General features: G+C 59.9%; 24 protein-coding genes. 16 read left to right on the top strand and 8 right to left on the bottom strand.

The genetic code is table 11. From position 1 onward, the window contains the following. Position 1 precedes the first annotated feature (1 nt). Both ACUTSC_RS03220 and ACUTSC_RS03215 read left to right on the top strand, forming a co-directional pair. Positions 2–1306, top strand: a complete 1305-nt coding sequence (locus ACUTSC_RS03220) for a c-type cytochrome (RefSeq protein ID WP_445653068.1) — start codon at positions 2–4, stop codon at positions 1304–1306. A gap of 238 nt (positions 1307–1544) precedes the next feature. Next, the gene (locus tag ACUTSC_RS03215; RefSeq protein ID WP_197767811.1) at positions 1545–2129 is read left to right on the top strand and encodes a LysE family transporter; all 585 of its coding nucleotides are present in this window, start codon (positions 1545–1547) and stop codon (positions 2127–2129) included. A 29-nt stretch (positions 2130–2158) separates the two neighbouring features. On the opposite strand, the gene ACUTSC_RS03210 is transcribed toward ACUTSC_RS03215, so the two are convergent. Further along, the gene (locus tag ACUTSC_RS03210) at positions 2159–3052 is read right to left on the bottom strand and encodes a LysR family transcriptional regulator (protein WP_445653067.1); all 894 of its coding nucleotides are present in this window, start codon (positions 3050–3052) and stop codon (positions 2159–2161) included. A gap of 110 nt (positions 3053–3162) precedes the next feature. On the opposite strand from ACUTSC_RS03210, the gene ACUTSC_RS03205 reads away from it, so the two are divergent. The 6 genes from ACUTSC_RS03205 to ACUTSC_RS03180 all read left to right on the top strand — a co-directional run bounded on the left by ACUTSC_RS03205 (position 3163) and on the right by ACUTSC_RS03180 (position 8962). Beyond that, complete coding sequence (locus ACUTSC_RS03205; RefSeq protein WP_060428129.1) at positions 3163–3906, top strand: SDR family oxidoreductase; 744 nt, start codon at positions 3163–3165, stop codon at positions 3904–3906. 164 nt (positions 3907–4070) lie between these two features. After that, positions 4071–4916 carry an MBL fold metallo-hydrolase gene (locus ACUTSC_RS03200; protein WP_443003373.1) on the top strand — a complete coding sequence of 282 codons (846 nt, stop codon included), beginning with the start codon at positions 4071–4073 and terminating at the stop codon, positions 4914–4916. 167 nt (positions 4917–5083) lie between these two features. After that, positions 5084–5899 carry an AraC family transcriptional regulator gene (locus tag ACUTSC_RS03195; RefSeq protein WP_039566251.1) on the top strand — a complete coding sequence of 272 codons (816 nt, stop codon included), beginning with the start codon at positions 5084–5086 and terminating at the stop codon, positions 5897–5899. 67 nt (positions 5900–5966) lie between these two features. Next, positions 5967–6599 (top strand): LysE family translocator, encoded by a 633-nt coding sequence (locus tag ACUTSC_RS03190; RefSeq protein WP_443003371.1) that lies wholly within the window; start codon positions 5967–5969, stop codon positions 6597–6599. A gap of 127 nt (positions 6600–6726) precedes the next feature. After that, complete coding sequence (locus ACUTSC_RS03185; RefSeq protein ID WP_033634470.1) at positions 6727–7476, top strand: SDR family NAD(P)-dependent oxidoreductase; 750 nt, start codon at positions 6727–6729, stop codon at positions 7474–7476. Between the two features lie 22 nt (positions 7477–7498). Continuing rightward, on the top strand, positions 7499–8962 hold the full coding sequence (locus ACUTSC_RS03180; protein ID WP_197767814.1) for an aldehyde dehydrogenase family protein: 1464 nt from the start codon (positions 7499–7501) through the stop codon (positions 8960–8962). A 39-nt stretch (positions 8963–9001) separates the two neighbouring features. Here ACUTSC_RS03180 and ACUTSC_RS03175 read toward each other — a convergent pair whose 3' ends face one another. After that, entirely contained in the window at positions 9002–9916 is a 915-nt protein-coding gene (locus tag ACUTSC_RS03175) for an AraC family transcriptional regulator (protein WP_039566244.1), read from the bottom strand. 225 nt (positions 9917–10141) lie between these two features. Here ACUTSC_RS03175 and ACUTSC_RS03170 point away from each other — a divergent pair, with 225 nt between their 5' ends. The 3 genes from ACUTSC_RS03170 to ACUTSC_RS03160 all read left to right on the top strand — a co-directional run bounded on the left by ACUTSC_RS03170 (position 10142) and on the right by ACUTSC_RS03160 (position 13865). Beyond that, on the top strand, positions 10142–11344 hold the full coding sequence (locus ACUTSC_RS03170; RefSeq protein ID WP_197773275.1) for an MFS transporter: 1203 nt from the start codon (positions 10142–10144) through the stop codon (positions 11342–11344). A 485-nt stretch (positions 11345–11829) separates the two neighbouring features. After that, positions 11830–12885: an adenosine deaminase gene (gene add / locus ACUTSC_RS03165; RefSeq protein WP_060419028.1), complete on the top strand. Its 1056-nt coding sequence runs from the start codon at positions 11830–11832 to the stop codon at positions 12883–12885. Next, positions 12882–13865 (top strand): nucleoside hydrolase, encoded by a 984-nt coding sequence (locus ACUTSC_RS03160; protein ID WP_197773273.1) that lies wholly within the window; start codon positions 12882–12884, stop codon positions 13863–13865. The genes add and ACUTSC_RS03160 overlap by 4 nt, the downstream gene beginning before the upstream one ends. A 23-nt stretch (positions 13866–13888) precedes the next feature. Here ACUTSC_RS03160 and ACUTSC_RS03155 read toward each other — a convergent pair whose 3' ends face one another. Continuing rightward, positions 13889–14800 carry a LysR family transcriptional regulator gene (locus ACUTSC_RS03155; RefSeq protein WP_080432929.1) on the bottom strand — a complete coding sequence of 304 codons (912 nt, stop codon included), beginning with the start codon at positions 14798–14800 and terminating at the stop codon, positions 13889–13891. A 151-nt stretch (positions 14801–14951) separates the two neighbouring features. On the opposite strand from ACUTSC_RS03155, the gene ACUTSC_RS03150 reads away from it, so the two are divergent. Continuing rightward, the gene (locus tag ACUTSC_RS03150; RefSeq protein WP_197773272.1) at positions 14952–15872 is read left to right on the top strand and encodes an alpha/beta fold hydrolase; all 921 of its coding nucleotides are present in this window, start codon (positions 14952–14954) and stop codon (positions 15870–15872) included. Between the two features lie 42 nt (positions 15873–15914). Here ACUTSC_RS03150 and ACUTSC_RS03145 read toward each other — a convergent pair whose 3' ends face one another. Then, positions 15915–17084 carry a cupin domain-containing protein gene (locus ACUTSC_RS03145; RefSeq protein ID WP_197773271.1) on the bottom strand — a complete coding sequence of 390 codons (1170 nt, stop codon included), beginning with the start codon at positions 17082–17084 and terminating at the stop codon, positions 15915–15917. A gap of 290 nt (positions 17085–17374) precedes the next feature. Next, entirely contained in the window at positions 17375–18286 is a 912-nt protein-coding gene (locus tag ACUTSC_RS03140) for a LysR substrate-binding domain-containing protein (protein WP_445653066.1), read from the bottom strand. A gap of 103 nt (positions 18287–18389) precedes the next feature. Here ACUTSC_RS03140 and ACUTSC_RS03135 point away from each other — a divergent pair, with 103 nt between their 5' ends. Beyond that, positions 18390–18956, top strand: a complete 567-nt coding sequence (locus ACUTSC_RS03135; protein WP_033634481.1) for a chromate transporter — start codon at positions 18390–18392, stop codon at positions 18954–18956. Then, positions 18953–19474, top strand: a complete 522-nt coding sequence (locus tag ACUTSC_RS03130; protein WP_033648485.1) for a chromate transporter — start codon at positions 18953–18955, stop codon at positions 19472–19474. The genes ACUTSC_RS03135 and ACUTSC_RS03130 overlap by 4 nt, the downstream gene beginning before the upstream one ends. Before the next feature lie 4 nt (positions 19475–19478). On the opposite strand, the gene ACUTSC_RS03125 is transcribed toward ACUTSC_RS03130, so the two are convergent. Further along, positions 19479–19832, bottom strand: coding sequence for an AprI/Inh family metalloprotease inhibitor (locus tag ACUTSC_RS03125; RefSeq protein ID WP_197767819.1), 354 nt, complete (start codon positions 19830–19832; stop codon positions 19479–19481). Positions 19833–20243: 411 nt separating this feature from the next. Here ACUTSC_RS03125 and ACUTSC_RS03120 point away from each other — a divergent pair, with 411 nt between their 5' ends. Next, positions 20244–21860, top strand: a complete 1617-nt coding sequence (locus tag ACUTSC_RS03120; protein WP_197767820.1) for a serralysin family metalloprotease — start codon at positions 20244–20246, stop codon at positions 21858–21860. A gap of 43 nt (positions 21861–21903) precedes the next feature. Here ACUTSC_RS03120 and ACUTSC_RS03115 read toward each other — a convergent pair whose 3' ends face one another. Together ACUTSC_RS03115 and ACUTSC_RS03110 are read right to left on the bottom strand one after the other, a co-directional pair. Beyond that, positions 21904–22554, bottom strand: a complete 651-nt coding sequence (locus tag ACUTSC_RS03115) for a dihydrofolate reductase family protein (RefSeq protein WP_197767821.1) — start codon at positions 22552–22554, stop codon at positions 21904–21906. 69 nt (positions 22555–22623) lie between these two features. Next, positions 22624–23625, bottom strand: coding sequence for an alpha/beta fold hydrolase (locus tag ACUTSC_RS03110; protein ID WP_445653065.1), 1002 nt, complete (start codon positions 23623–23625; stop codon positions 22624–22626). A 234-nt stretch (positions 23626–23859) separates the two neighbouring features. Between ACUTSC_RS03110 and ACUTSC_RS03105 the strand changes: the two genes are divergently transcribed. Next, positions 23860–24291 carry a DcrB-related protein gene (locus tag ACUTSC_RS03105; RefSeq protein ID WP_033634486.1) on the top strand — a complete coding sequence of 144 codons (432 nt, stop codon included), beginning with the start codon at positions 23860–23862 and terminating at the stop codon, positions 24289–24291. The last annotated feature ends 5 nt before the right edge of the window (positions 24292–24296 follow it).

Here is a 24296-nt window from a genome sequence, read left to right as displayed (position 1 = left end):
GATGAGCAACGCCTTGAAAGGGCTGTTATGGCTGATTATCGTCGTGGTGGTGTTGGCGGGAGGATACGCGCTGTACACGCTGCTGCGGCCCACCGGCGCGGAGCCTGCGGCGCCGATCGCCGGGGCGCCGGCCGGCATCACCGATAAACTGGCGCGCGGCGAGTACCTGGCACGCGCCGCCGACTGCGTGGCGTGCCACACTGCGCCGGGCGGCGCACCTTATGCGGGCGGCTTCGCCTTCAAATTGCCGTTCGGCACCATTTACGGCACCAACATCACCGCCGACAAGGAGACCGGCATCGGCAACTGGAGCGACGATCAGTTCGTGCGCGCGGTGCGTGAGGGCATTGGCCCGCAGGGCAACCTGTATCCGGCGATGCCGTACACCTCGTACACCGAACTGAGCCGCGACGACGTGCTGGCGATCAAGGATTATCTGTTCAGCCTGCCGCCGGTGAAGCAGGCCAACCCGCAAAACGATCTGTCGTTCCCGTTCAATCAGCGTTGGGGCATGAAATTCTGGAATCTGGCGTTCTTCCATGAGCAACGCTTTGCGCCGGATCTCAACAAGGACGAGCAGTGGAACCGCGGCGCCTATCTGGCGACGGCGCTGGGCCACTGCGGCGAGTGCCACACGCCGCGCAATCTGGGGTTCGGCCTCAACCAGAGCAAGCACCTGAGCGGTGAAGTGGTGCAGGGCTGGTTCGCCGCCAACATCACGCCGGATAAGCAGACCGGCATCGGCGGCTGGAGCGACCAGCAGCTGTCGCAGTATCTGGCCACCGGCCATGCGCCGGGGCGCAGCAGCGCCGCCGGCCCGATGGCGGAAGCGGTGGAAAACAGCCTGCAGTTCCTGACGCCGGAAGACAATCTGGCGCTGGTGAAATACCTGCGCGATATCGAACCGATCGCCGGCGACGGCGCGGCGGCGGTGAACCTGCAGCCGAAGGGCGCGGGGGCCTCAACGCCGATCCTGCCGGGCGGGCAAGACAGTTCGCTCGGGCGGCAGGTGTTCGCCAACGACTGCAGCGGCTGCCACCAGTGGAACGGGCCGGGCCGCCAGAGCGAGTATGCGTCGCTGGTGGGCAGCACGGCGGTGAACGATCCGCAGGGGCGCAGCGTGGTGCAGGCCATCCTGAAGGGGACGAGCATCAGCATCGGCGATCGGCATGAAATGATGCCAGCGTTCGGCAGCGCCTATTCCGACGAGGAAATAGCGGCGGTTGCCAACTTCGTGGTCGGCCACTTCGGCGATAAGCAGGGCAACGTCACCGCCAAGCAGGTGGCGGAGCAGCGCAAGCAGTAGCGCACTGCGGCCGCCACGGCGGCCCGCAGGATAAAGGCGGCGATATCGCGGATATCGCCGCCTTTTTTATAAAGCAAGGCAAATCAGCTTCTTCCTTCTGCATAGAACGATCGATGTCGCGTGTGAAGGCGCAATTTCATTCTATCTCTCCCTCTCGCTTTCTGTTTTTCTCATCATGAACGTTGTGCGCATTTATGCACGTGCGATAAAGAAAATAACCGAACGCAAAGAGGCAGGTATGACAGGGAATATGATTGATTTGGTTTCATACACTTTTGCAACTGCCTTCACGCCCGGCCCCAACAATATCGTTGCATTGGCATCGGTCATGGCGCTCGGCCTTAGGCGCAGCGCCCCCTTTTTATTGGGAATAGGCGCCGGAATGGGCGTGACCATGTTGGTCACGGGCGCATTGACCTCCTGGATATTGCTCACCTTTCCGGCGGCTGTCGTTATTTTAAGAGGGCTGGGATTTATTTATCTGGTCTGGCTTGCGTATAAAATTGCCACCAGCAGCCGTTTTGACGAGGAACAACGCGAAAGTGGTTATGGTTTCCTTAGCGGTTTTGTTCTTCAGGTTATCAATGTAAAAATCATACTGTTCACCATAACGGCCATTTCCGCTTTTATCATTCCGGTCGGTAGCGGCCTGTTGTTCATTTTAGGGGCATGCCTGGTCACAGCGTTGATAGCGTGTTTGGGCACGCTGACCTGGGCGGTCGTAGGGGCGTTTCTCAAAAAAGCTTATCTGAAGCACTTTAAAGCGGTGAATATAACCATGGCCGCCGTGCTGATCTATTTCGCCTGCAAAATGATTATTTAAGCTGTTCGGGGCCTGTAGATGAGCCGCGGTTAATCGCCTTGGCTTAATTGATTGAAAAGATAGTCAAAGACCACGCGCACGCGCGCCGGGCAGGCATGCTGATGCGTATGATAGAGGTTGACTGGCCAGGGCGGCGGGGCGTCGCCCGGCAGAACGGCCACCAGCTCACCCGTGGCGAGATGTTTTTCAACCAAATACCCGGCCAGTTGGCCAAAGCCTAAACCGGCGAGCACCGCTTTACGCTCTATATCGGGCGTATCGGTGACGAAGGCGGCGGACTTCGGGTAGAAATAGCGTTTTTGGCTAAACTCCCAGGGCCAGTAGCGCCCGGTTTTGCGGTTCACCAGCGCGACAATCGGCAGATGGGCGAGTTGGTCTATCTGCTCCGGCGGTGGCAGGCGATCGAGCAGCGTCGGCGAGGCAACCAGATGGAAAGGCATGGTTCTGGGCTGGCGAACGATACAGGTTTGGTCGTGCAGAAAGCCGATGCGAATGCCGATATCAATTCTTTCTTCGACCAGATCGCTGTGGATATTCGACAGGTGGAACTCGATCGTAATCGCAGGATACTGGCGCGCGAATTCCGCCAGTATCGGCATGACGACCTCGCTGCCATAGGTATGCGGCGCCGTAATGCGCACCACGCCACCGAGATCTTCCGCCGCTTTCCCCTGCGGCTGAAACAGCCTGTTCAACTGATCCATCGCCGTTTTGGCCTGCTCAAGAAAGCCGAGGCCGAAATCCGTGATTTTCACGCTGCGGGTATTGCGGTGGAACAGCTGCTCACCGAGCACCGACTCGAGCTCTTTGATGGCTCGGGTGACTTTTTGCGGGGAAATGCCGAGCCTGGTCGCCGTGTGTTTAAAGTTCATCTCCTCGGCGGCGGCGCAGAAAATGCGCAAGGCTTCTTGTCTGTTTTGCATGTTGACCTCTTTGTTCCAAAAAATGGAATTCTCAAAGCATAACACTTCCATTTACTGGCCGGAAACGGCGGATAAAGTATTCGCACTGACCCTAACAAGAGGAACGAGAGATGAACCGCATTTCAGGCAAAGTGGTGGTGATTACCGGCGCCAGCAGCGGGCTGGGCGAGGCGACCGCAATACATTTGGCCGCGCAGGGGGCGACGGTGGTGGTGGCAGCGCGCAGGAAAGATCGTCTTGATGCGCTGGTTCGGCAAATCGTTGGCGACGGCGGCACCGCGTTGGCGCTGCAGGTGGATGTGACGAAGCGCCAGGAGGTCGAAGCGATGATCGCCCAGGCCGTCAGGCAGTTTGGCAAGATTGATGTCTTGGTCAATAACGCGGGGCTGATGGCGATCGCACCGCTGAGTGCCGTGAAGGTCGATGAATGGGAACGGATGATCGATATCAATGTGAAAGGCGTACTGTACGGCATCGCGGCAACCTTGCCGCTGTTCGAAAAGCAGCAATTCGGTCATTACATCACCATTTCCTCCATTGCCGGCAAGAAGGTGTTCAGCCCCGGCGGCACGGTCTATAGCGGCACGAAATTCGCGGTCAGCGCGATCGCCGAAGGTTTGCGCCACGAAGTCGGCGGCAAGATCAGAACCACGACGATCGCCCCCGGCCTGATCGACACCGAACTGAAACAGGGCAGTTCGCACGCGGAAAGTTTGCAGGCCGTTGGCGAACTCTACCAGAGCCAGGCAATTTCCGCCGATGCCATCGCGCGCGCCATCGCCTATGCGATCGAGCAGCCTTCGGACGTGGACGTGAGTGAGATTGTCATCAGGCCGACCGTGCAGGAGTTTTAAATCGCCAGGGGCATTCCCAGGGCTTTTAGCCGTATTTTCTTATCGTTATGAGGTTTTCTATGCGTCGCAATCTGCTTATTGGCGCCTTTTTCGCCGCTTTTTCTGCCGCTGCAATGGCCGCGGCGCCTTTTTCTACAATAGACAATCCCGGGTTCTACCGGATCATGCTGGGTGATGTGGAAGTGACGGCCCTGTCTGACGGCATCAGCCCGATGCCCGCCGATAAAATTTTGATCAATACCCGGCCGCAGCAGCTTGAAAAGGCGATGGCGGCCAACAACCTGTCGCTGCCGTTGCCGACCTCGGTGAACGCCTACCTGATCAATACCGGAAGCAAGCTGGTTTTGGTCGATGCCGGGACCGGTGCGCTGCATGGCGAAACGCTGGGCAAAATGATGAAAAACCTGAACGCTTCCGGCTATCAGGCGGAGCAGGTGGATGAGATTTATTTAACGCACCTGCATCCCGACCATGTGGGCGGGTTGATGGCGGACAAGCGTCTCGCCTTCCCGAACGCCACCGTCTGGGTGGAAAAAGACGAAGTCGCCTTTTGGCTGAGCGAAGAGAAAAAACGGCAGGCGGAAGAGAAAGATAAACGTTTCTTCGATGCCGCCATCGCCTCATTGCAGCCTTACGTCACGGCGGGGAAACTCAAAACGTTTGCAGGGAATCAGGCGCTCACCCCGGGCATTTCGGCTATCGATACGCGTGGGCACACGCCAGGGCACAGCGTGTTCGCCGTCGAAAGCAAAGGGAAAAAGATGGTGATTCTGGGGGATATGATCCACGTCGCCTCCGTGCAGTTTACCGATCCGAATGTCGCCATCGCCTATGACATCGACGTTCCCGCCGCCGTTGCGCAGCGCAAGCGGCTGTTCGATGACCTCGCGCAGCAAAGGGCGCTGGTCGCAGGGGCGCATTTGTCTTTCCCGGGCCTTGGCTACATCAATAAACAAGGGAAAGGTTACGACTGGCAGCCGTTGAACTATGGCGCGATGAATCCACATTAATCGGCATGAGAGCAAGGCCAGAAGGCAAATGAACAATGCGAAGGGGCCTGCCGGCCCCTTTTTGCCGACGTTCAGAAAGCCGCTTCCGTGCAGAGCGCAGAGCTTTCACACGGTACGTTGTGTGTTATTTTGGCCGCTGTGGATAACCGGCAATCGGGTAAAAGAGGATGGGCAATTCGGCATTTATGCATCGTTTTGACGCATTGGGCGGGCTTGAACTGCTCGTCGCGGACTTTTCAGACCATCGGTTTGACGTGCATTGGCATGATACCTGGTCGATTGGCGTTGTCCTGCGCGGCGCCAATAACAACAGCGCCAAAGGCGATGCCGACGGTATCGTCAGCCGTGGGCAAGTCAGCCTCATCGCGCCGGGGCAGATGCATGCCGGGACGGTGCTGGGAGAAGAGGGATGCCATTATTTCATGTTTTACCCCAGCCACGAGATGCTGCTGGACGCGGCGGAAAACATGGAGATGCCCCTGCCGCCGGCAGTGAAGGGGAAGCATATCGACCATGCGCCTTTCGCCAACCGGTTGTGTGAGGCCGCGACGGTATTAACCGCGGCGCAATCCAGCCGTTTCGACCGGGAGGTGGCCTGGAGCCACTGTGTGGCGGATCTGCTGGCGGTGTGTTCCCCGCGGCGCGCGCCATTGGCAGACGCCGGCATCGCGCCGGGCTTGCGCAGGGCGAAAGAGTATCTGCACGATAACCCGGCGCGGGAAGTGCGTCTGGAGAGGCTGGCGCAGGCCGCCGGTCTGTCCAGGTTTCACCTTTGCCGCCAGTTCTCGGCAACATTCGGCTTGTCGCCGAGCCGCTATCAGCGGCAGCTTAGGTTGCAGCAGGCGAAGGCCTTGCTATCCCGGGGCGGCGACATCGCGGAAATCGCCGTCGTCTGCGGGTTCGCCGATCAGTCGCATCTGGGCAGGGCGTTCAAGTCGAGTTACGGCGTGACGCCGCGCGGCTATCGCGATCGCTGCCTGTGAGCAATATCGTTCTATCTCGCCGACTTACGGGGGCCGACAATGCGCCTATTTACGACGCGAGAAAATCATGGTCATCGAATTATCCACGCTGGGTTTATTTGCCCTTTCGGCCGCCGTCTTAACGCTTATTCCCGGCGCTGATATGCTGTGCGCACTGTCCAACGCCGTCAGTCAGGGAACGAAAGCGGGGCTGATTACCGTATTGGGGGCGGTCACCGGGGTGATATGCCACGTCTGTTTTGCGATTGCCGGCGTCACGGCACTGATCGCCTCTTCGCCGCTGCTGTATCAGCTTTTCGTCATCGGCGGCGCGCTGTACATCATGTGGGTCGGGTTGGGCATTTTTACCCAGGCAAATGCGATTGGCCTGGAAAACCACGGCGAGTGCAAAAGCCGCAAAAGGCTCTATTCGCAAGGATTCCTGACCAATCTGCTTAACCCCAAGGCCATTATTTTCATGCTGGCGTTTATTCCGCAGTTTATTCGGGTGGAGGCGGGCAGGCCGGGAATGCAGATGCTGATATTAGGCATTGAGCTCATCGTCATCATGTTTCTGATTGAAGTTCCCCTGGTATTTCTGGCGGGAAGGATTGCGCTGAGGATAAAACGGCGTCCGGCCATCGGGATTTATATCAATAAATGCTTCGGTGGCATCATTCTGTTATTAGCCTGCGCCATTTTGGCCGCGCGGTTATGCTAAAAAATTAAATTCGCTTTTGGGCAAGGTTGTTCGATCGATAAGGTTTTATGTTCGCCCCGCTATGCTGCACGGCGAGCATTTACCGTAATCTTCTCCCGAGTTTCACAAACACTGAGGAGAATGACTAATGAAACGCTTTGAAAATAAAGTTGCCCTGGTGACGGGCAGTTCAAAGGGAATTGGCGCAGCCATTGCTAAACGCCTGGCGGCGGAAGGCGCCGTGGTTTTCATTAACTATTCCCGCGGGCGTGAAGATGCCAACCGGTTGGTTAAAGAGATCAATGAGCAGGGCGGCGTCGCTTTTCCGCTGCAGGCCAATGTCGGCATTGAGGCCGAAGTCAACGGCCTGATGCAAAACATTGTCGAGCAGTATGGTCGCCTGGACGTGCTGGTCAATAACGCCGGGGTTTATGCCACCAATAGCCTGGAAGCCTTCAGCGACGCGGAATATGAAAGGCACTTCAATTTAAATGTCAAAGGGCTGATTTATTGCTGCAAGGCGGCGGTCGCCGCCATGCCTGAATCGGGCGGCAGCATTGTCAATATCAGCTCCAGCGTGACCTCGTTTACGCCGGCCAATTCGCTGGTTTATACCGCTTCCAAAGCCGCGGTGGACTCGATCACCAAGACGCTGGCCAACGAGCTTGGCGGGCGCAAGATCCGGGTCAATGCGGTCAATCCTGGCTTGGTCATCACGGAAGGCGTACATGACAGCGGCTTTTTCGATACCGATTTCAAAACGCACATTGAATCCATCACCCCGCTGGGGCGCATCGGCACACCGGAGGATATCGCCCCGGCCGTGGCCTATCTCGCCTCGGACGAGGCGGGTTGGGTGACCGGCGAGAGCCTGATCGTCGGCGGCGGTTTGCATTAATTTAGCGAAGAATGGAACAGAAATGACATTAGATAAAGCCTACGGGCCACTGATTAACGGCGTATTCGAGCTGGATGGCACGGACATTCATCCCGTTATTTCCCCCTCGACCGGGGAGCGCCTGGCGGATTTGCACTACTGCAACGAACGGGACGTCGAGCGCGCCGTGTTGGCGGCGGAAGCGGCTTTCCCCGCCTGGAAGGCATTCGGGCAGCAGGCCCGCGCCCGCCTGGTGACGCAGCTGGCAGATGTGCTGGAAAGCGATCTGGAAAGAATGGCGCAAATCGACGCGCGGGATGTGGGCCGCTGTATCAGCGAAGTGCGCCGCGATTATCAAACGGCGGTCAGACACTATCGCTATTTCGCCGCGGTTGTCATGGGGCACGAAGACAGCGGCAGAAGCATCGCGGACGGCTACAGCCTGGCGAAACGCGAGCCGCTCGGCGTCTGCGGGCAAATTATTCCCTGGAATGCGCCGGCGATCATGGCGGCGTTCAAGCTGGCACCGGCGCTGGTGACCGGCAACACGGTGGTGCTGAAGGCCGATGAAAACGCCTCGCTCTCCACGCTGGAGCTGGGCAAGATGATCGCCAATATTTTCCCTGCCGGCGTCGTCAACATCATTACCGGGCTCGGGAGCGTGGCGGGGGCGGCGCTGACCGGCAACCGCAAGGTGCGCAAGCTTTCGTTCACCGGCAGCACGGAGGTGGGCAAGCGGGTGGCCAAGGCCGCCGCGGAGCGGCTGGTGCCCGTCACGCTGGAGCTGGGCGGGAAGAGCCCCAATATTGTGTTCCCGGACATCGAAGACCTGGACGCGGTGGTGGACAATGTGACCTTTGCCGCCATCCACAATAACGGCCAGTCCTGCCTGGCGGGCACCCGGCTGTTCGTTCACGCGGACATTTACGACCGTTTCAGCGCCAAACTGGTGACGGCTTTCGAACGGGTGCGCGTCGGTTCCCCGCTGGCCGAGCAATCCCGGGTCAGCTGCCTGGTTTCTGAGAAGCAGGGCGAGCGGGTGCTGGCTTATATTCGGACCGGCCTCGAGGAGGGCGCTACCCTGCTGACCGGCGGCAAACGCCGCGCCGTCGCCGGCTGCGAGCACGGCTACTTCATTGAGCCGACGATTTTTGCTGCGGAAAATGGCATGCGCATTTGCCAGGAAGAAATTTTCGGGCCGGTGCTGACGCTGATCAAATGGTCAGACTACGACGAGATGATCGCCCAGGCTAACGACAGCGAATATGGGCTGGCGTCGGGGATTTACACCCGCAGCCTGAAAAACGCCCTGGCGACCGCAGACCGGCTGGAGGCCGGGTCCGTGTGGATCAACCGCTACTCAAACATTACCGATGGCACCGCGTTCGGCGGTTACAAGAACAGCGGGATCGGCCGCGAGTTCTGCAAAGAAACGCTCAATGCCTACACGCAAATAAAAACCATCACGCTGCAGACGGATCTGCCCGCGGCCTGGTTTGCAAAATAAGGACAAGACCGGCACAGGGACGAGCCGCCGTTGGCCGCTTCAGGAAATATGGCTGCCGATATAACTCCTTGGCGACGCGCCCATGCTTTTTTTGAACGCGGTGCTGAAGGCGCTTTCCGATTCATATCCCAGGTCAAAGGCGATCTGGGATATTTTTTCTTTATTGGCGACCATTCGCTCAATGGCCAGGCTAAAACGCCAGATGCGAATGTATTCGTTGACGCTGTAGCCGGCCAGCTTTCTGAAGCGGGTGGTGAAGGCGGTGCGCGACATGCCGGCCACGCCGGCGAGCTCGTCCAGGCGCCATTTCCTGCCCGGCTGGTCGTGTATGCGGGTCAGCGCGAGGCCAATATGTTTGTCCGCCATCGCGTAAAACCAGCCCTCGCCGCGGCCGAGCGCGCCGGAAGAGAGCAGCATGCGCAGCGCCTGCGTCAAAATGATCTGCAGCAGATGCTCGGTGATGAGCTCACTGCCCGGGCCGGGATTTTCTATCTCCGACGAGAGACGGCTCAGGAAATCCTTGATGCCGGCGTTCTCCTCCCGCTGCGTTTTGATCACGATGGGTTCGGGCAGGCTGGTGATAAAGCGGAAGGTATCGTTGATCTGAAAGACGAAGCGGCAACCCACAAAGGAAAAATCGCACCCGCCGTTGCTGAAGCAGGAAGAGCGGTCTTTCATCACGTGAACTTTTGTTATATCGATGGCCGGCGCGTTAGGGCTATCAAAAATGCTGAATTCGCGCCCGCTGGATAAGATCAGCACATCGCCTTGTTCAATCGGGTAACTGTTGGCGTCGCCCGCCAGTTTAATGAAAAAAGATCCGCGCTTGGCGATATAAATTTTCATCCCGGAATAGTCGGGAAACAGCGCTTTGGTATTGGCGCTCATGTCAAACGTCACAATTTTCTGGCTGCTGATTTTTAGCCTGGAAACAATATCGGATAACGGATCCATTATTACCTGCTTGTCTGATGCGTTTACTGTTGAGCATAGTCGCTATTGCGCCAGGGTTATGCATGATCCCGGCAGTGCGGCGAGGTGAACGCATTATGGGTGAGGCGCCAGCCGGTGTACAGGCTATCTCGCCGTCCTGTCCGAACGATAAGAAAAAAAGTGCGAACGCGAAAGTTCGCGATCCGGTCGGGTGCTACGATCGGTATTTTCCATGATGGTGGCATAATGACTTCTGACCAGACAAACCGTAGCCAGGTGAGCCTATTGGCGGCGTTGACGATCGCTTTATTTTTTATCTTGTTGAACAGCGGCTCTCCTACGCCGTTATATCCCCTCTATCAAGAAACCCTTGGCCTGAGTAATATCGACCTGACCTTCATTTTCTCCTCCTACGGGTTTGGCGTATTGCTGGCTTTGTTTTTATCACGCAGGCTCACCATCACCGATAAAAATGCCCGGCTGCTGGTGGTGGTGTCGCTGATGGTGGTGGTGGTGCCTACGCTGTGCTTTTCCTTTGCTCGTTCTTTGCAGGCGCTGTGCCTGTTCAGGTTTATTTCCGGTTTAGGGGCCGGTACGACCACGGCCATCATCAACATCTTGTTGATTAACGTCAGCCGCGGCGACAGCGCCAAACGCGCCGCGCTGTTGGGCAGCCTGGCTTTGGTGACCGGCCTGGCGCTGGGCCCGGTGATCAGCAGCGTTTACGCCCAGCTGGCGTTTTACCCGCTCACTTCGCCGGCGGTGACCATCGCCGCGTTGGTTTTCCTCTCTGCGATCGCCATCGTCCTGCTTTGGCCGAAGAAAGGATTGCCTACCCTCGGCGTTGCGGACACGAAAACGGCAGAAAAGGGCGCCGGTTTTAGCCAACCGCTGTTCTATCTGCTTGCGCTGTGCGTGTTTATCTCCTGGTCATACGCCGCGCTGATCCTGTCGTTGGGGCCGACGGCCGCGATCCAGGTCTTCGGGCTCCAGTCACCCGCGGGCTTTGGCTATATCGCCACCGGTTATTTACTGGTGGCCGGCGTGGTGCAGTTCACGATCCCGCGTTTTCTGAAGCCTGAGTTTTCTTTGGTGCTGGGGCTGATTACGCAGGTTTTCTCCATGGTGATGATGACCATGGCGCTCGAGAGCGGTTCTGTGGCCAGCGCGGCGGTGAGTCTGGTGCTGTCCGGCTTCTCGTACGGCGCGGTTTTTGTGGGCGGTGCCATCCTGGTCAATAAGCTCTCGCTAGCGGCGCCAGGGTGGAACGCGGTATCGAAGTTTTACTTTATCGTCTATTTGTTCAATATCATGCCGCCGGCCGCAGGTTGGCTGGCGGATAAAATAGGGGTAGTGAGCGCTTTGTTCGCCGCCATTGTCCTTTTTATGGCGATATACATCGCCTTTGCCGTGCTGGCGCTGTGGGCGCTGTTGCTGAGAAAGTCCTGACGTTTCCGGCGTTGGGGAAGGGCTTTACAAGCCCCCCTTGCTTTCATAAGCTTGGCGGCGTGTTTTGGCGCTGATTGCTGATGATTGCCGCGCATAACAGCGGCTGCCCGGCGACTCTGCTTTAACACGCCATGTTTTACATAGGTTCAGGTAAGAGAACGGCCCCATCGATGATTGCCGGCGCCCATAGAAATCGGGCGTTGCAGTGAGGATGGGGTGATGCCGTGCCGGCTTCGGTGATGAGAGGCGTGTCCGCCTTCACCGGTTGCCGCACGCATAGGTTACTGACCTGTTGATGAATTTTTGGATGGCCTGCCGTCTGACTCATTACAGGATTAACATATTGCGATGCTTACCCTAGATCATTCCTCGTTTCACCGCGTTTTTTACCGCATTCACTCCCTCTTCAACGAGTCTTTCGCACCCATGCCGTCGCGCGAAAAAGTGCTCGTTGGCCTGCATAAATAACCCTTGGGAGCCATTTTATGGAATGGAATGTAAACCAAACCACGCTCTCTCGAGCGCAGATGGTTTCCCTGCCGAAGGCGGAAGTGCACGTGCATCTGGAGGGCTGCTTTGAGCCGGAACAGCTCTCGGCCTGGGCGTTATCCTCGGGGATACCGATGCCCAGAAAGCAGGCCGAGCTGCTGAATTTTAACGGGCTTGCCGACTTTCTCGATTTCCTCGATTGGTCCTGCAGCCTGGTGAGCAGCCGCGAACGCCTGGCGCAGTTAAGCTACTCCTATGCACAACGGCTGTCGCGGGATGGCGGGCTGTACGCCGATCTGATTTTCAACCCGACCCATTGGAAAGCGTGGCGCGGCAGGCTTGGTGACATGATCGACGCGATTGACGCCGGTTTGCGCGCGGCCGAAGAAGATGGATTGGCGTCCGTTGGGCTGTGCGTCAGTTTGCTCCGCCGGCAAACCGCCGCCGAGGCGAGTGAGCTGGTGGATTTTTTAACCGCGCTGCGGCACCCCAGAGTGGTCGCGTTGTCCGTCGATGGCAATGAGGCCGTCACCAAAGGCAGCGGTGCGCGTTTCGCGCAGGCTTTCGCCCAGGCGGGCAGGGCCGGGTTGAAGCGAACCGTGCATGCCGGGGAGTCCAGCGGCGCAGAGGGCGTGCGCGACGCCATCTTGCTGCTGGGGGCCGACCGCATCGATCACGGCGTTCGGGCGATAGACGACCCGGCCGTCGTGGCGCTGTTGGCTGAACGACGTATCCCCATCGGCGTATGCCTGACCTCGAACATCAAACTGGGCGTCTATCCCGGCTACGCGGAACATCCGCTGCGCCGGCTGCGGGATGCCGGGGTCATCGCGACCATCAATACCGACGACCCGGTCTTATTGCACACCACGTTGGTGGATGAATATCTGATCTGTCAGAGCGAATTTGCATTTTCCACCCAGGATATCGTCGATGTGGCCCTGAATGCTTTTGCCGCCAGTTTCGCCGGCGACGAGGCAAAAACGGAGTATCGGAAGAAAATGGATCTTTGGGTTGCCTCTCTTAATACAGAAAATGGAGACAAGCGGTGAGCGAGAAGAAAATAAAATTATATTTTGACTGCGATACCGGCATCGATGATGCGATGGCGCTGGGCTATTTGCTCGCAGAAAGCGACAAGGTGGATATTCTGGCGATCGGCACGGTTTGCGGCAACGTCGCCGCCGATGCCGGAGCCAGAAATACGCTGGAGCTTGCCCGCCTGGCCGGTTTTCCCGCGATCCCCGTCGCCGTGGGGGAACGGGATTACCTGCGCCAGGCGTATCTTTGCGATGTGCAGCATATACACGGTGACAACGGCATCGGCGACATCGCGCTGGAAGCCTCACACGCCAAGCTGGCACCGCTCTCGGCCCCCGAACTGCTGGTTGAGCTGGCCAGAGCGCACCCGGGGGAGCTGGACATCTTGGCGACCGGCCCGCTGACCAACATCGCCAAAGCCTTGCAGCTTGAGCCCGCGCTAGGGGAGCTTATCGGCACGCTGACGATCATGGGCGGTGCGGCTCTGGCGCCCGGCAACCGAACGCCCGTTGCGGAGGCGAATATTGCCTGCGATCCGGAGGCGGCGGCCATGGTATTTAAAGCGATGAAGAATATCGTGATGGTGCCGCTTGATGTCACCATGTCGCATACCTTTGAAGAGGCGGATCGGCTCAAACTGCTGTCGGCCGAGAGCCGGTTTGCGCAGGCGATAGGGCAAATGCTGGGGCGGTATATCCAGTTTTATATCAATACCTACGGCCGCAAAGCCTGCGCGCTGCACGATCCGGTGGCTGCGGTGTTGGCGGTGCAGGGCATCGGCGCCTGCCTTGCGCCTAACGTGAAGGTGACGATCGATGATTCCGACGGGCCAGGCCGCGGGCAAACCCTGTGCGATATGCGGGGACGATATATGAACTATCCGCCGCAGCCCGATGCCAATTGCCATGTGGTATTAAGCACCGAGCTTAATATGTCGGAGTTGCTGCTCGCGAAGCTGTTGTCGCTGCCAGCGGAGCCGCATAAACAGTAAAGCGAAACGGCGCGCGGGCCGGCTTAGCCTGCGCGCTTCTCGACCAGAAAGTCCAGCAGCGCCCTGACCTTGGAAGACATGTGTTCACGGGAGGGGATATACAGGTAGAAGCCGGGAAACGGCTGTGACCAAGGCCGCAGGATCCGCACCAGTTCACCGCGTTCCACCAGCGCCTTCACGGCGAAATCAAAGTGCTGAATAATGCCGACATGCTGCAACGCGGCGCGGATCATGCCGTCGTCGTCGTTGGTGATCATGCTGCCTTGCGGCTCGACGGAAAAGGTATGGCGCGCGTGCCGCTCAAGGGTGGAAAACTCCCATTGATAAATGGCCCCGCTGGTTGCGTGGCGAAAAGCGATGCAGTTGTGGTTGACCAGATCCGCCGGCGTGGCGGGCGTGCCGTAGCGGCTGAGGTATTGCGGCGTGGCCACCGCCACCAGTTCCACCTGCGGGGTGATGGGGATCGCCACCATATGCTCGGCGAGGCTTTCACCCAGCCGCACGCCGGCGTCGTAGCCTTCGGAAATGATGCTGGCCATGCCGTCGTCCATCACCAGTTCAAGCTTCAATCTGGGATAGCGCGCCAGAAATTCGCCAATATGCGGTTCGATAAAGTGCTTGGCGGCCGTGCGCGAGGCGTTTATCCGCAGCAGCCCCGCCGGCTCGTGACGGCTCTCTTCCAGCGTGCCGACGGCGTGTTCGATCGCGTTGAGGGCGGGCGCCAGAGCCTCGAGCAGGCGTTGCCCTTCCTCCGTGAGCGACATATCGCGGGTAGTGCGGTAGAGCAGCTTGACGTTCAGCTGTTTTTCCAGCGCCTTTAGATTTTGCGACAGCGCGGCGCGGGAAACGCCCATTTGGGCCGCCGCTTTGGTGAAGCTGCGGTGCTGCGCGATATGCGCGAACCACGCCAGTGAGGGAAGCAGGGAAGGATCCATCGAGACGCTCCGCATTGTAAATCACAGCTTAACACTGTAGTCCATTCCCTGTGCTTCTCAAAGAACAATACGACGTCTAAAGTGAGCGTTATCCCAGCGGAAGCGATGCCGAGCGCGTTTCCCGAGCCAGCAACCCTGTGAGGAACTCATGATGAAAACGGTCAAAATCAAGCGTCAGTATTGGGACATCGCGGCGGATATTCATTTCCCGCCGGATTTCGACGAGCGGAAAAAATATCCGGCGATCATCAGCGCCCACCCGATCGGCAGCTGCAAAGAGCAGACCTCGGGCAATGTCTATGGCGCGGCGCTGGCGAAAGCCGGCTTTGTGGTCATCGCATTCGACGCCAGCTTCCAGGGTGAGAGCGGCGGCGAACCGCGCTTTATCGAAGATCCCGCTCAGCGCGTGGAAGATTTTCGCGTCGTGACCGATTATCTGGTGACGCTGGACTACGTTGACGACCAGCGTATCGGCGTGCTCGGTATCTGCGGCGGCGGCGGTTACGCCATCAACGCCACGATGACGGAGCGGCGCATCAAAGCGGTGGCGACCATCACCGGCGCCAACTATGGCCGGGTGATGCGCGAGGGCGTGTTGGCCAACGGCGATCCTGTGGCTTTCCTGGAGGATATTGCCCGGCAGCGCACCGCAGAGGCGCGCGGCGCGGCGTTGCGCGTGGACGTAGGCCTGTACCCGAGCGTTGAGGCGGCGCAACAAGACGGTGCCGATATCGATCTGCGCGAGGCGACGGAATACTACCGGACGGCGCGCGGCGAGAAGCCGAACGGCGCAAACAAGACGCTGTATTCCCATAACGCGGTAGCCGTGGGTTGGGACGCGTTCCACCTGGCGGAAGTGCTGCTGACCCAGCCGCTGTTGGTGATCGTCGGCAGCAAATCCGGCTTGTTCGGCGCGTTGCGCGATGGCTATGAGATCGTGCGCCGCGCCAAATCGCAGCACAAAGAGCTGGTGGTGGTGGAAGGCTGGTCGCATTACGATCTCTACGACAAACCGGAGCCGGTAGCCCAGGCGCTGGAGAAGCTGGTGCCGTTCTTTAACGCCACGCTGTAAGCGCAGGCCGGACGGCGAGGGAGTCTCTCCCTCGCCGTGGCGTCAGCGGCTGCGCCGTGACATGACCCGTTTGTCTTTCGGCCGATCCTGCCAGTCCTCAGCCTGGTTGTTGAAGTTATCCGCCAGCAGGTAGGCCGGGGTTTTCGCCAGCCAGTCGGACAACGAAATATCCTGATAAATGCCATTGTCCATCACGATCAGCACTTTCAAATCCTCATCGCCGATGTTCTCGATGTAATGGCCGAAGCCCTGCGGCACATAACCGACGTCCGAAGGGGCATACTCTTCCGTCTGCGCGTGGCCGTGTGAGCTGAACACCGTCATGCGGCCCTTACCGGCAATATAGTATTGCCATTCGTTGGCATTGGGGTGCCAGTGCAATTCCCGGATCGCGCCGGGTTTCACGATCTCGATGATGCCGGTCATGGTGGTGGAAATGGGAAATTCTTTCGATGACACCAAATGCACGCTGCCAGCGTCATTTTCAAAGAACGGCTTTTGCTTCATTAATTCATAGCGGTGGGTCAGCGGGGCGTTATTTAATCCGCCGTCGTTTTTCGGCAATGGCAGGGCGGGCGGAACGGCGCCGCCGACAATATAGGCCTCACCCTGTTTGGCCTTGGAAAATACCGCCGCCGGCATGTCGACGCTTTTTTCCAATACCTCTTTCGGCATATGCGCCACCCAGTCGGTGATGCTGAAGGTGCCGAATTCGGAGAAATGCCCGTTATCGAACGCCAGAATAAAATGCGCGCCGTCCGCCAGCGCCTGAATGGAATGGCCGTAGCCTTTCGGGAAATACCACACGTCGCCGGGCCCGAAATCCGCCACTTCGCATTTGCCCTCGGGATCGAGGATGGTGATGCGCGCATGGCCTTCCAGCATAAACGCCCATTCGGCGGCGATGGCGTGCCAGTGCAGCTCGCGCACGCCGCCCGGCTCCAGCGTCATGTCGACGCCCGCCACGCCTTCGGAGATTGGAAACTGCTCGACGGTGGCTTCGCGCGCCCAGCCGCTGGGCAGGCTGCGTTTCTTGCTGTCGGTGAATTTGTACTTATAGAGATGCTGCGCATTAGCAGGCGGCTGATAGCTGCTGGGGGGCACGATATTGCGGTGGTCGTCGGCAGCGGAATTTTTAGCGATGCCGCCGATCATGCCGGCGGCCGCCGCGCTGACGGCGGAGACTTTCAATATATCACGACGCGATAGCATAGCGTTTTCTCCAATATAAAACCGTGCGCCCGCAGAGGCAGGCGACAGGGAAGGCGCGAGCGCCATTGAAATGATTTTTTGTCATCGGCGGGAACAGGCTGTGACCCTTAAATCCTAGTGGCTGGAATTTATTGGGTAGGCGCTTATTTGTTTGCGTTTGTTACTAAGTGAGAGCGGGTTTGATTAATCCCCAGGAAGTTGAATAGTCATTAATTGGAATTAATTTTAGTCTCCTACCGGTTTAAATAAATAATAAACGAACGTCATTTTTTATTGGCCGTTTGGGCTTTTTATGACTGCCCCACGGTCTCCAGCACCAACTGACGAAACCGCTCGACGATCGGCGAAGCCGGGCTGCGGCGCAGCGCCAGGTAAAGCGGGGCGCTGAGCTGCGCTTCTTCGGCGAGGGGGCGGTAGACGATGCCGTCGCCGCCCAGCCGCCGCATTGAGCCGGGCACCACTGACAGCCCCAGCCCGGCGCCGACCAGGCTGAGGGTGGCCGGCAGGCGCGGCGCTTCCTGCACGATGCGCGGGCTGAAGCCGGCGCGGTGGCAGGCGGCCAGGATGGCGTCGTACAGCCCCTGGCCGGCAGGGCGGCGATAGAGAATAAACGCCTCGTGGGCCAGTTCGGCCAGCGGCAGCGGCTGCTGCGTTTCTTGCGCCAGTCGGTGGCCCAGCGGCAGGGCGAGGATCATCGGTTCGCTGAGCACCGGCTCCACGCTCAGGCCGGGAATGCCGCTGGCCGGCGAGCGCACGAAGGCGGCGTCGAGGCGCTGTTCCAGCAGCGCCTCCATCAGTTCGCCGCTGCCGGCTTCTTCCAGCTGGGTGGTGATGCCCGGCAGGATGTCGCGGTAGCGGCGCAGCAGGTTGGGCACGAACGGGTGCAGCGCGGCGGAGCTGGTGAAGCCGATGGCGATGTGCCCCTGCTCGCCGCGAGCGGCGCGCTGCACCGCTTCGCGCAGCCGTTCGGCGCGCGCCAGCAGGGCGCGGGCCTCTTCGAACAGCACGCCGCCCGCTTCGGTGACGCGCACGCCGCGCGGCAGGCGCTGCAACAAGGTGACGCCCAGTTCATCTTCCAGCCCCTGCAGCAGGCGGGTCAGCGGCGGCTGCTGGATAAACAGCCGCTCGGCGGCGCGGGTGATGTTGCCTTCTTCCACCACGGTGACGAATGCCCGCAGGCGACGCAGTTCGATCATAGTCATACCTCAAAGGTATCTTTAGTTGTTCCGGAATGCATTAGACATCATGGCACGGCGGCGCGCATGATACCAGACATCAAAACAAGCGATGTGGAATGGCAATGTCATGTCAGATATCAATACGTTAAAACCGCACCCGGCGGCCGCGCCGGGCAACGCGGAGCTGTTTGTGGGCTTTCTGTGGCTGGGGCTGATTGGCTTCGGCGGCGTGCTGCCGCTGGCGCGCAGCATGCTGGTGGAGCGCCGGCGCTGGCTGAGCGGCGAACAGTTCACCGAGCTGCTCGGGCTGTGCCAGTTTCTGCCCGGCGGCAACGTGATCAACCTGTCGGTGGCGGTGGGCATGGAATTTCGCGGGCTGCGCGGCGCGCTGTGCGCCTTGCTGGGCCTCATCAGCGCGCCGACGGCGATCGTGGTGGGGCTGGGCGTGGTCTACGCCCGCTTCCAAAACGATCCGCATGTGCAGCATGTGTTCGCTGGGCTGGCCGCCGCCGCCGCCGGGCTGCTGCTCTCGACCGGGATCAAGATGCTGCTGCCGCTGCGCGGTAAATGGCCGGCGCTGGCGATCGTCGCGCTGGCATTGATCGCCATCGCCTGGCTGCGCCTGCCGCTGCTGCCGACCATGCTGGTGCTGGCGCCGCTGAGCATTCTGCTGATGTGGCGGTGGCCGTCATGAGTGGGGTGTTGATTGCGCTGGCGCTGATCTTCACCGAGCTTTCTCTGTTGGCGTTTGGCGGCGGCATGACCATTCTGCCGGAGATGCAGCGGCAGGTGGTGGAGGTGCATCAATGGATGAGCGCCCAGGAGTTCAGCGCGCTGTTCGCCATGGCGCAGGCCGCGCCGGGGCCGAACATGATGATCGTGCCGCTGGTCGGCTGGCACGTCGCCGGCTGGGCGGGGCTGCTGGTTTCTTCGCTCGCCAAGTTCGGGCCGTCTTCCATCGTCACGCTGCTGGTGATGGGCGCCTGGCGGCGCTTTAAGGATCGCCCGTGGCGCCGCATCGTGCAGGCCGGGCTGGTGCCGCTGACCGTGGGGTTGGTGGCGGCCAGCGGTATCTTGATCGCCGAGGCTTCCGCACCCAGCTGGCGGCTGGCGGCGATCGTGGCGCTGGCGACGGGATTGAGCATGAGCAAGCGCCTCCATCCGCTGTGGGTGCTGGCGGGCGGCGCGCTGCTCGGGTTGCTGTTCGCCTGAGGGATTAGCGCGGGATCAGCACAAAGCGCGAAGGGCCGCCGCGATCGACTAGCTCATAGCGCTTTGGCGCGGTCAGGGCCAGAAACGCCACCATGCCGCCTTCGGCGTCGGTCAGCGTCATGCCGTCCGGCGTCGGCCGCCAGGCGACCGGCAACGTTTGCAGCGCCAGCGGTTGCAGGCACTGGGCGGAGGCGCTGAAGCGGAAGGCGTTGGTGTTGGCCACCGCTTCGTCGCTCAGCTGCACCTCGCAGACGGTTTTACCGTCGCCGATGGCGGCGAGCTGCCAGTCGCCCTTCAGCGCGGCGGGTTCCAGCAACGGCAGTGAACTGCCCAGGGCACTGCTGCACAATACGCTCATAACGACTCCTGTCAGGCTGGCGCGGCGCAAGGCGCGCATAAGGAAATGGGTTGGCATCGGGTCACTCCTTTCGGCTGTCCGTTCACACCTTAGCACGTTCCCTGCGGGATGGTGAGGCAAGGATTAGGTTTTTTAATCCTCGATAATTCTGATCTAACCGGCGATAACATGCCCATAAAGACGAGTCATTAGCCTGCCTATACGCTGATCTTTCTCATTAATACTGCGCTAATACAAATCGTTATGATTATTTCCGTCTTAACGCCCGGCGCGATGATGCGCGGCGGCGTCGGGTCGCGCCGTCGGGGTTAATTACTATACTGGTCAATCCTAAGCCTTGGCTTAGATTAGAACGACTGATGAATAGTCTTACAAAGCGAGTGGATTCCTACTGTGTAAAAGGAGAATGCAATGAGCAGTCGCCACAACGATATTTTGCAAGATGACGATGAGTTCACCAGCCTGTCCGCCACATCCCTCAACGATCATAACTATCAGTTTTACTATCACCAGCCCGGCAGCCTCTATGACGGATTGGGCTACGGCGCGCTGTTTACGCTGGACAACGCCAACCTGTACAGCAACCAGCGCGGCGGAGCAGCCATCAACAACCTGGGTAAAATCCGCGATAACTTCAGCTTCGATCGCGCCGCCGATCAGCTGACGCGGCCGGGCCTGACGCACAACGGCGATCAGGTCTATCACCAGCCGGTGGCGCTGACCTATTCCTTCCTGACGCAGAGCGCGCTGAACCGCATCGGCCAGACCGGTGACGGCGACAAGGGATTGCAGCCGTTGACCCTGGCGGCGCAGGCACAGGCGCTGAAATCGATGCAGGCGTGGGCCGACGTGGCGAACGTAACCTTTACCGAGGCGGCGTCCACCGATATCAACCACCGCGCGGACATCACCTTCGCGTACTTCACCCAACGCGCCGACGGCAGCGCCGCTGAGGGCAGCGGCCCGAATGCCATTAACGCTTACGCCTATTACCCGCCGAGCTCCAAACCGGGCAGCGATAACGCCTTTGCCGGCACGGTGTGGTTCAACAAAAACTTCGCCACCCATCAGGCGCCGGTTAGCGGCGACTTCAGCAGCCAGACCTTCACCCACGAGCTGGGGCATGCCCTGGGGCTGGCGCACCCGGGATCTTATGACGCCTCGTTGGGCAACCCGAGTTACCAGAACGACGCCGCTTACTATCAGGATTCGTTGCAATACTCGATCATGAGCTATTTCAACGCCGGTTATACCGGCGCCGACACCAAAGGGGTGTACGGCTATGGCCCGATGGTGGATGACATCGCCGCGATCCAAAAATTGTACGGCGCCAACATGAGCACCCGCACCGGCGATACGGTGTACGGCTTCAACTCCAACACCGGGCGCGATTTCCTGACCGCCACGGCGGACAACGGCAAACCGGTCAACTTCGCGGTGTGGGACGCCGGCGGCAACGACACGCTGGACTTCTCCGGCTACAGCCAGCAGCAGATGATCAACCTGAACGACGGCGCGTTCTCCAGCGTCGGCGGCGGCACGCAGAACGTCGCCATCGCGCGCGGGGCGATCATCGAGAACGCCATCGGCGGCAGCGGGCGCGATGTGATCATCGGCAACGATCAGGACAACCTGCTGGCGGGCAACGCCGGTTCGGACATCCTGTACGGCGGGATGGGGGCGGATCATCTGTGGGGCGGCAAAGACGCCAACAACTTCACCGACTATTTCGTCTATCTCAATGCCAAAGAGTCCACGGTGGCGGCGTTCGACGTGATTGAAGACTTCGAGCATGGCATCGACAAGATCGATCTCTCCGGCCTGCGCTTCAACAACAGCCTGAGCGAGCTGCGCTTTATCGACAGCGGCAGCGCCTTCAGCGGCCAGAAAGGCGAGATCCAGCTCAACTTTGACGCCTTCAACGGTACCACCGATCTGCTGATGAACACCCAGAGCAACAGCTATGCCGCCGACTTCAAGATCCATGTGGTCGGGCAGGTGGAGCAGAGCGATATTCTGTTTGCCTGAGGGTGATGAAGGGGAAAGAGAAAAGGGCCGAACGGCCCTTTTTTTACGGCTGGGCCGCCGCCGCGCTTTCCGCCACGAAGGAGCCGGTCGTCACCGCGCCGGCGCGGCGGTAGTGGGCCACGATCACGCCGCCGGGCGAGACCACCGATTGGGCCAGCGTGAAGGCCGCCGGCGCCGCGTTGTCATCGAACAGCCGCTTGCCGCCGCCGAGTAGCACCGGGTAGGTGAGCAGGCGCAGTTCGTCCACCAGATCGTTGGCCAGCAGCTGTTGCATCAGCGTGCTGCTGCCCTGCACCAGCAGCACCGGCCCCTGGGTGCGCTTCAGCTCGCGCAGCCGGGCGATGATGTCCCGCCCCAGCCACTGGCTGTTCTGCCACGCCAGCGTCTCGCCGTGGTGGGTGGCGACGTACTTGGTGGCCTGATTGAATACGCGGGCGATATCGGCGGAAAACGGATCGGCCTCGTCGGTGATCTGCGGCCAGTAGCCGGCGAAAATGTCGTAGGTGCGCCGCCCCAGCAGCAGATCGAACGGCGCGGAGAAAAGATCGCCCATCGTTTCGGCAATGGCGTCATCCCAGTAGGGGGCGGTCCAGCCGCCGAAGCGAAAGCCGCCGCTGCGGTCTTCGTCCTGCCCGCCCGGCGCCTGCATGACGCCGTCGAGGCTGACGAAGGCGCTGGCAATAATCTGTCGCATGGCTGTCTCCTGCCGTTGAGTGCCAGCTGAAAGTTTAGCTGCCGCGCGGCGGCTACGCCAACCGGCCGCTCAGGGCTGCAGCGCCTTGAGCAGTGCCTGATGGAAACGCTCCGGTTCCTCCATTTGCGGCGCATGGCCCAGCCCGGCGAACTCGATCAGCGTGGCGTGCGGGATCAGCTTCGCCGCCTGTTTGCCCAGCTCTGCGTAGTGACCGATCCTGGCCTTGACCGCCGGCGGGGCGATATCGCTGCCGATGGCGGTGGTGTCGGCGGTGCCGATCATCAGCGTGGTGGGGGTTTGCAGATCCTTGAACTCGTAGTACACCGGCTGGGTGAAGATCATGTCGTAGATCAGCGCCGAGTTCCACGCCACCAGGCGATGGCCCGGCCCGTTGTTCAGCCCGGCCAGCATATCCACCCAGCGATCGTACTCCGGCTTCCAGCGGCCGCCGTAGTAGGTGCGCTGCTCATAGTTGCGGATGCCCTCGGCGGTGGTGTTCAGCTCGCGCTCGAACCATTGATCGACGCTGCGCCACGGCACGCCTTTCGCCTTCCAGTCTTCGAGGCCGATCGGGTTGACCATGACCAATTGCTCCACCGCCTGCGGATACATCAGGCTGTAGCGCGTGGCCAGCATGCCGCCGGTGGAGTGGCCGATGACGATGGCCCGGCTGATTTTCAGGTTTTGCAGCAGGCCGTGGGTATTTTGCGCCAGCTGCTGGAAGCTGTACTGGTAATGCGCCGGCTTGGTGGAGGAGCAAAAGCCGACTTGGTCCGGCGCGATGACGCGGTAGCCGGCCTTGCTCAGCGCCTTGATGGTGTCCTGCCAGGTGGCGGCGCAGAAGTTTTTACCGTGCAGCAACAGCGCGGTGCGGCCGTTGGCGGCGCCTTCCGGCGGCACGTCCATATAGCCCATTTTTAACGCCTGCCCCTGCGAGGTGAAACTGAACTGCTGCAACGGATAAGGGTAGTGAAAACCCTGCAGCTCCGGGCCGAACTTCGGCGTTTCGGCGGCGGCGGGGAACGCGGCCAGCGTGGCGCACAGCAGCGCGCTACGGGTGAATCTCAGCATCCTGATCTCCTGAAAAACGGACGATAGCCGAGTATAGCCATAATCAGGGCGTCGGCGCGCCGATGGTTTCAGATAATTCTGTAATGTTACGGCCCGATCCCGGGCAAGGTTCCGGCCACGGCCTTGCACACAGTGAACGCGGTCACGCCGCGCAACATTGGCGGTGCCTGATGGTTTTATTTCAAGGCTAAGTTATGCGATGCTTAAGCATTATTTATGCAAAAGGATCCTCGCATGTCCGCTTTATCCCGCTGCGCTTTCAGCGAAGGCAGCGTCGCTTTGCCGGAAGGCTATGCCGATCGCACCGTCAACGTGCTGTTGGCCGGCGATGATGTTTCCCCCTCAATCAATATTTCCCGCGATGCGCTGCAGCCGGCGGAAAACCTGGAAGGCTACGTCACCCGCCAGCTCGATGCGCTGGCGCAGGGGCTGAAAGGCTGGGCGTTCAAAAGCCGCGAGCCGGCGACGCTGGGCGATGGATTAACCGCCGGTGAATGGGTGCGCGCCAGCTACCTGCGCGACGGCAAGCGCATCTGGCAAAACCAGGCGGTGTTCGCGCTGGCGGAGGGCCGGGTGCTGGTGTTCACCCTGGCGATGGCGCGCAAGCTGACGCCGCAAGACGATGCGCTGCTGTTGCAGGTGCTGAGCAGCTACCGGGCGGCATAACGATG

It is taken from the genome of Serratia sp. TSA_105.2, from assembly GCF_052692115.1.
This window is presented reverse-complemented; position numbering and strand designations above follow the sequence as displayed.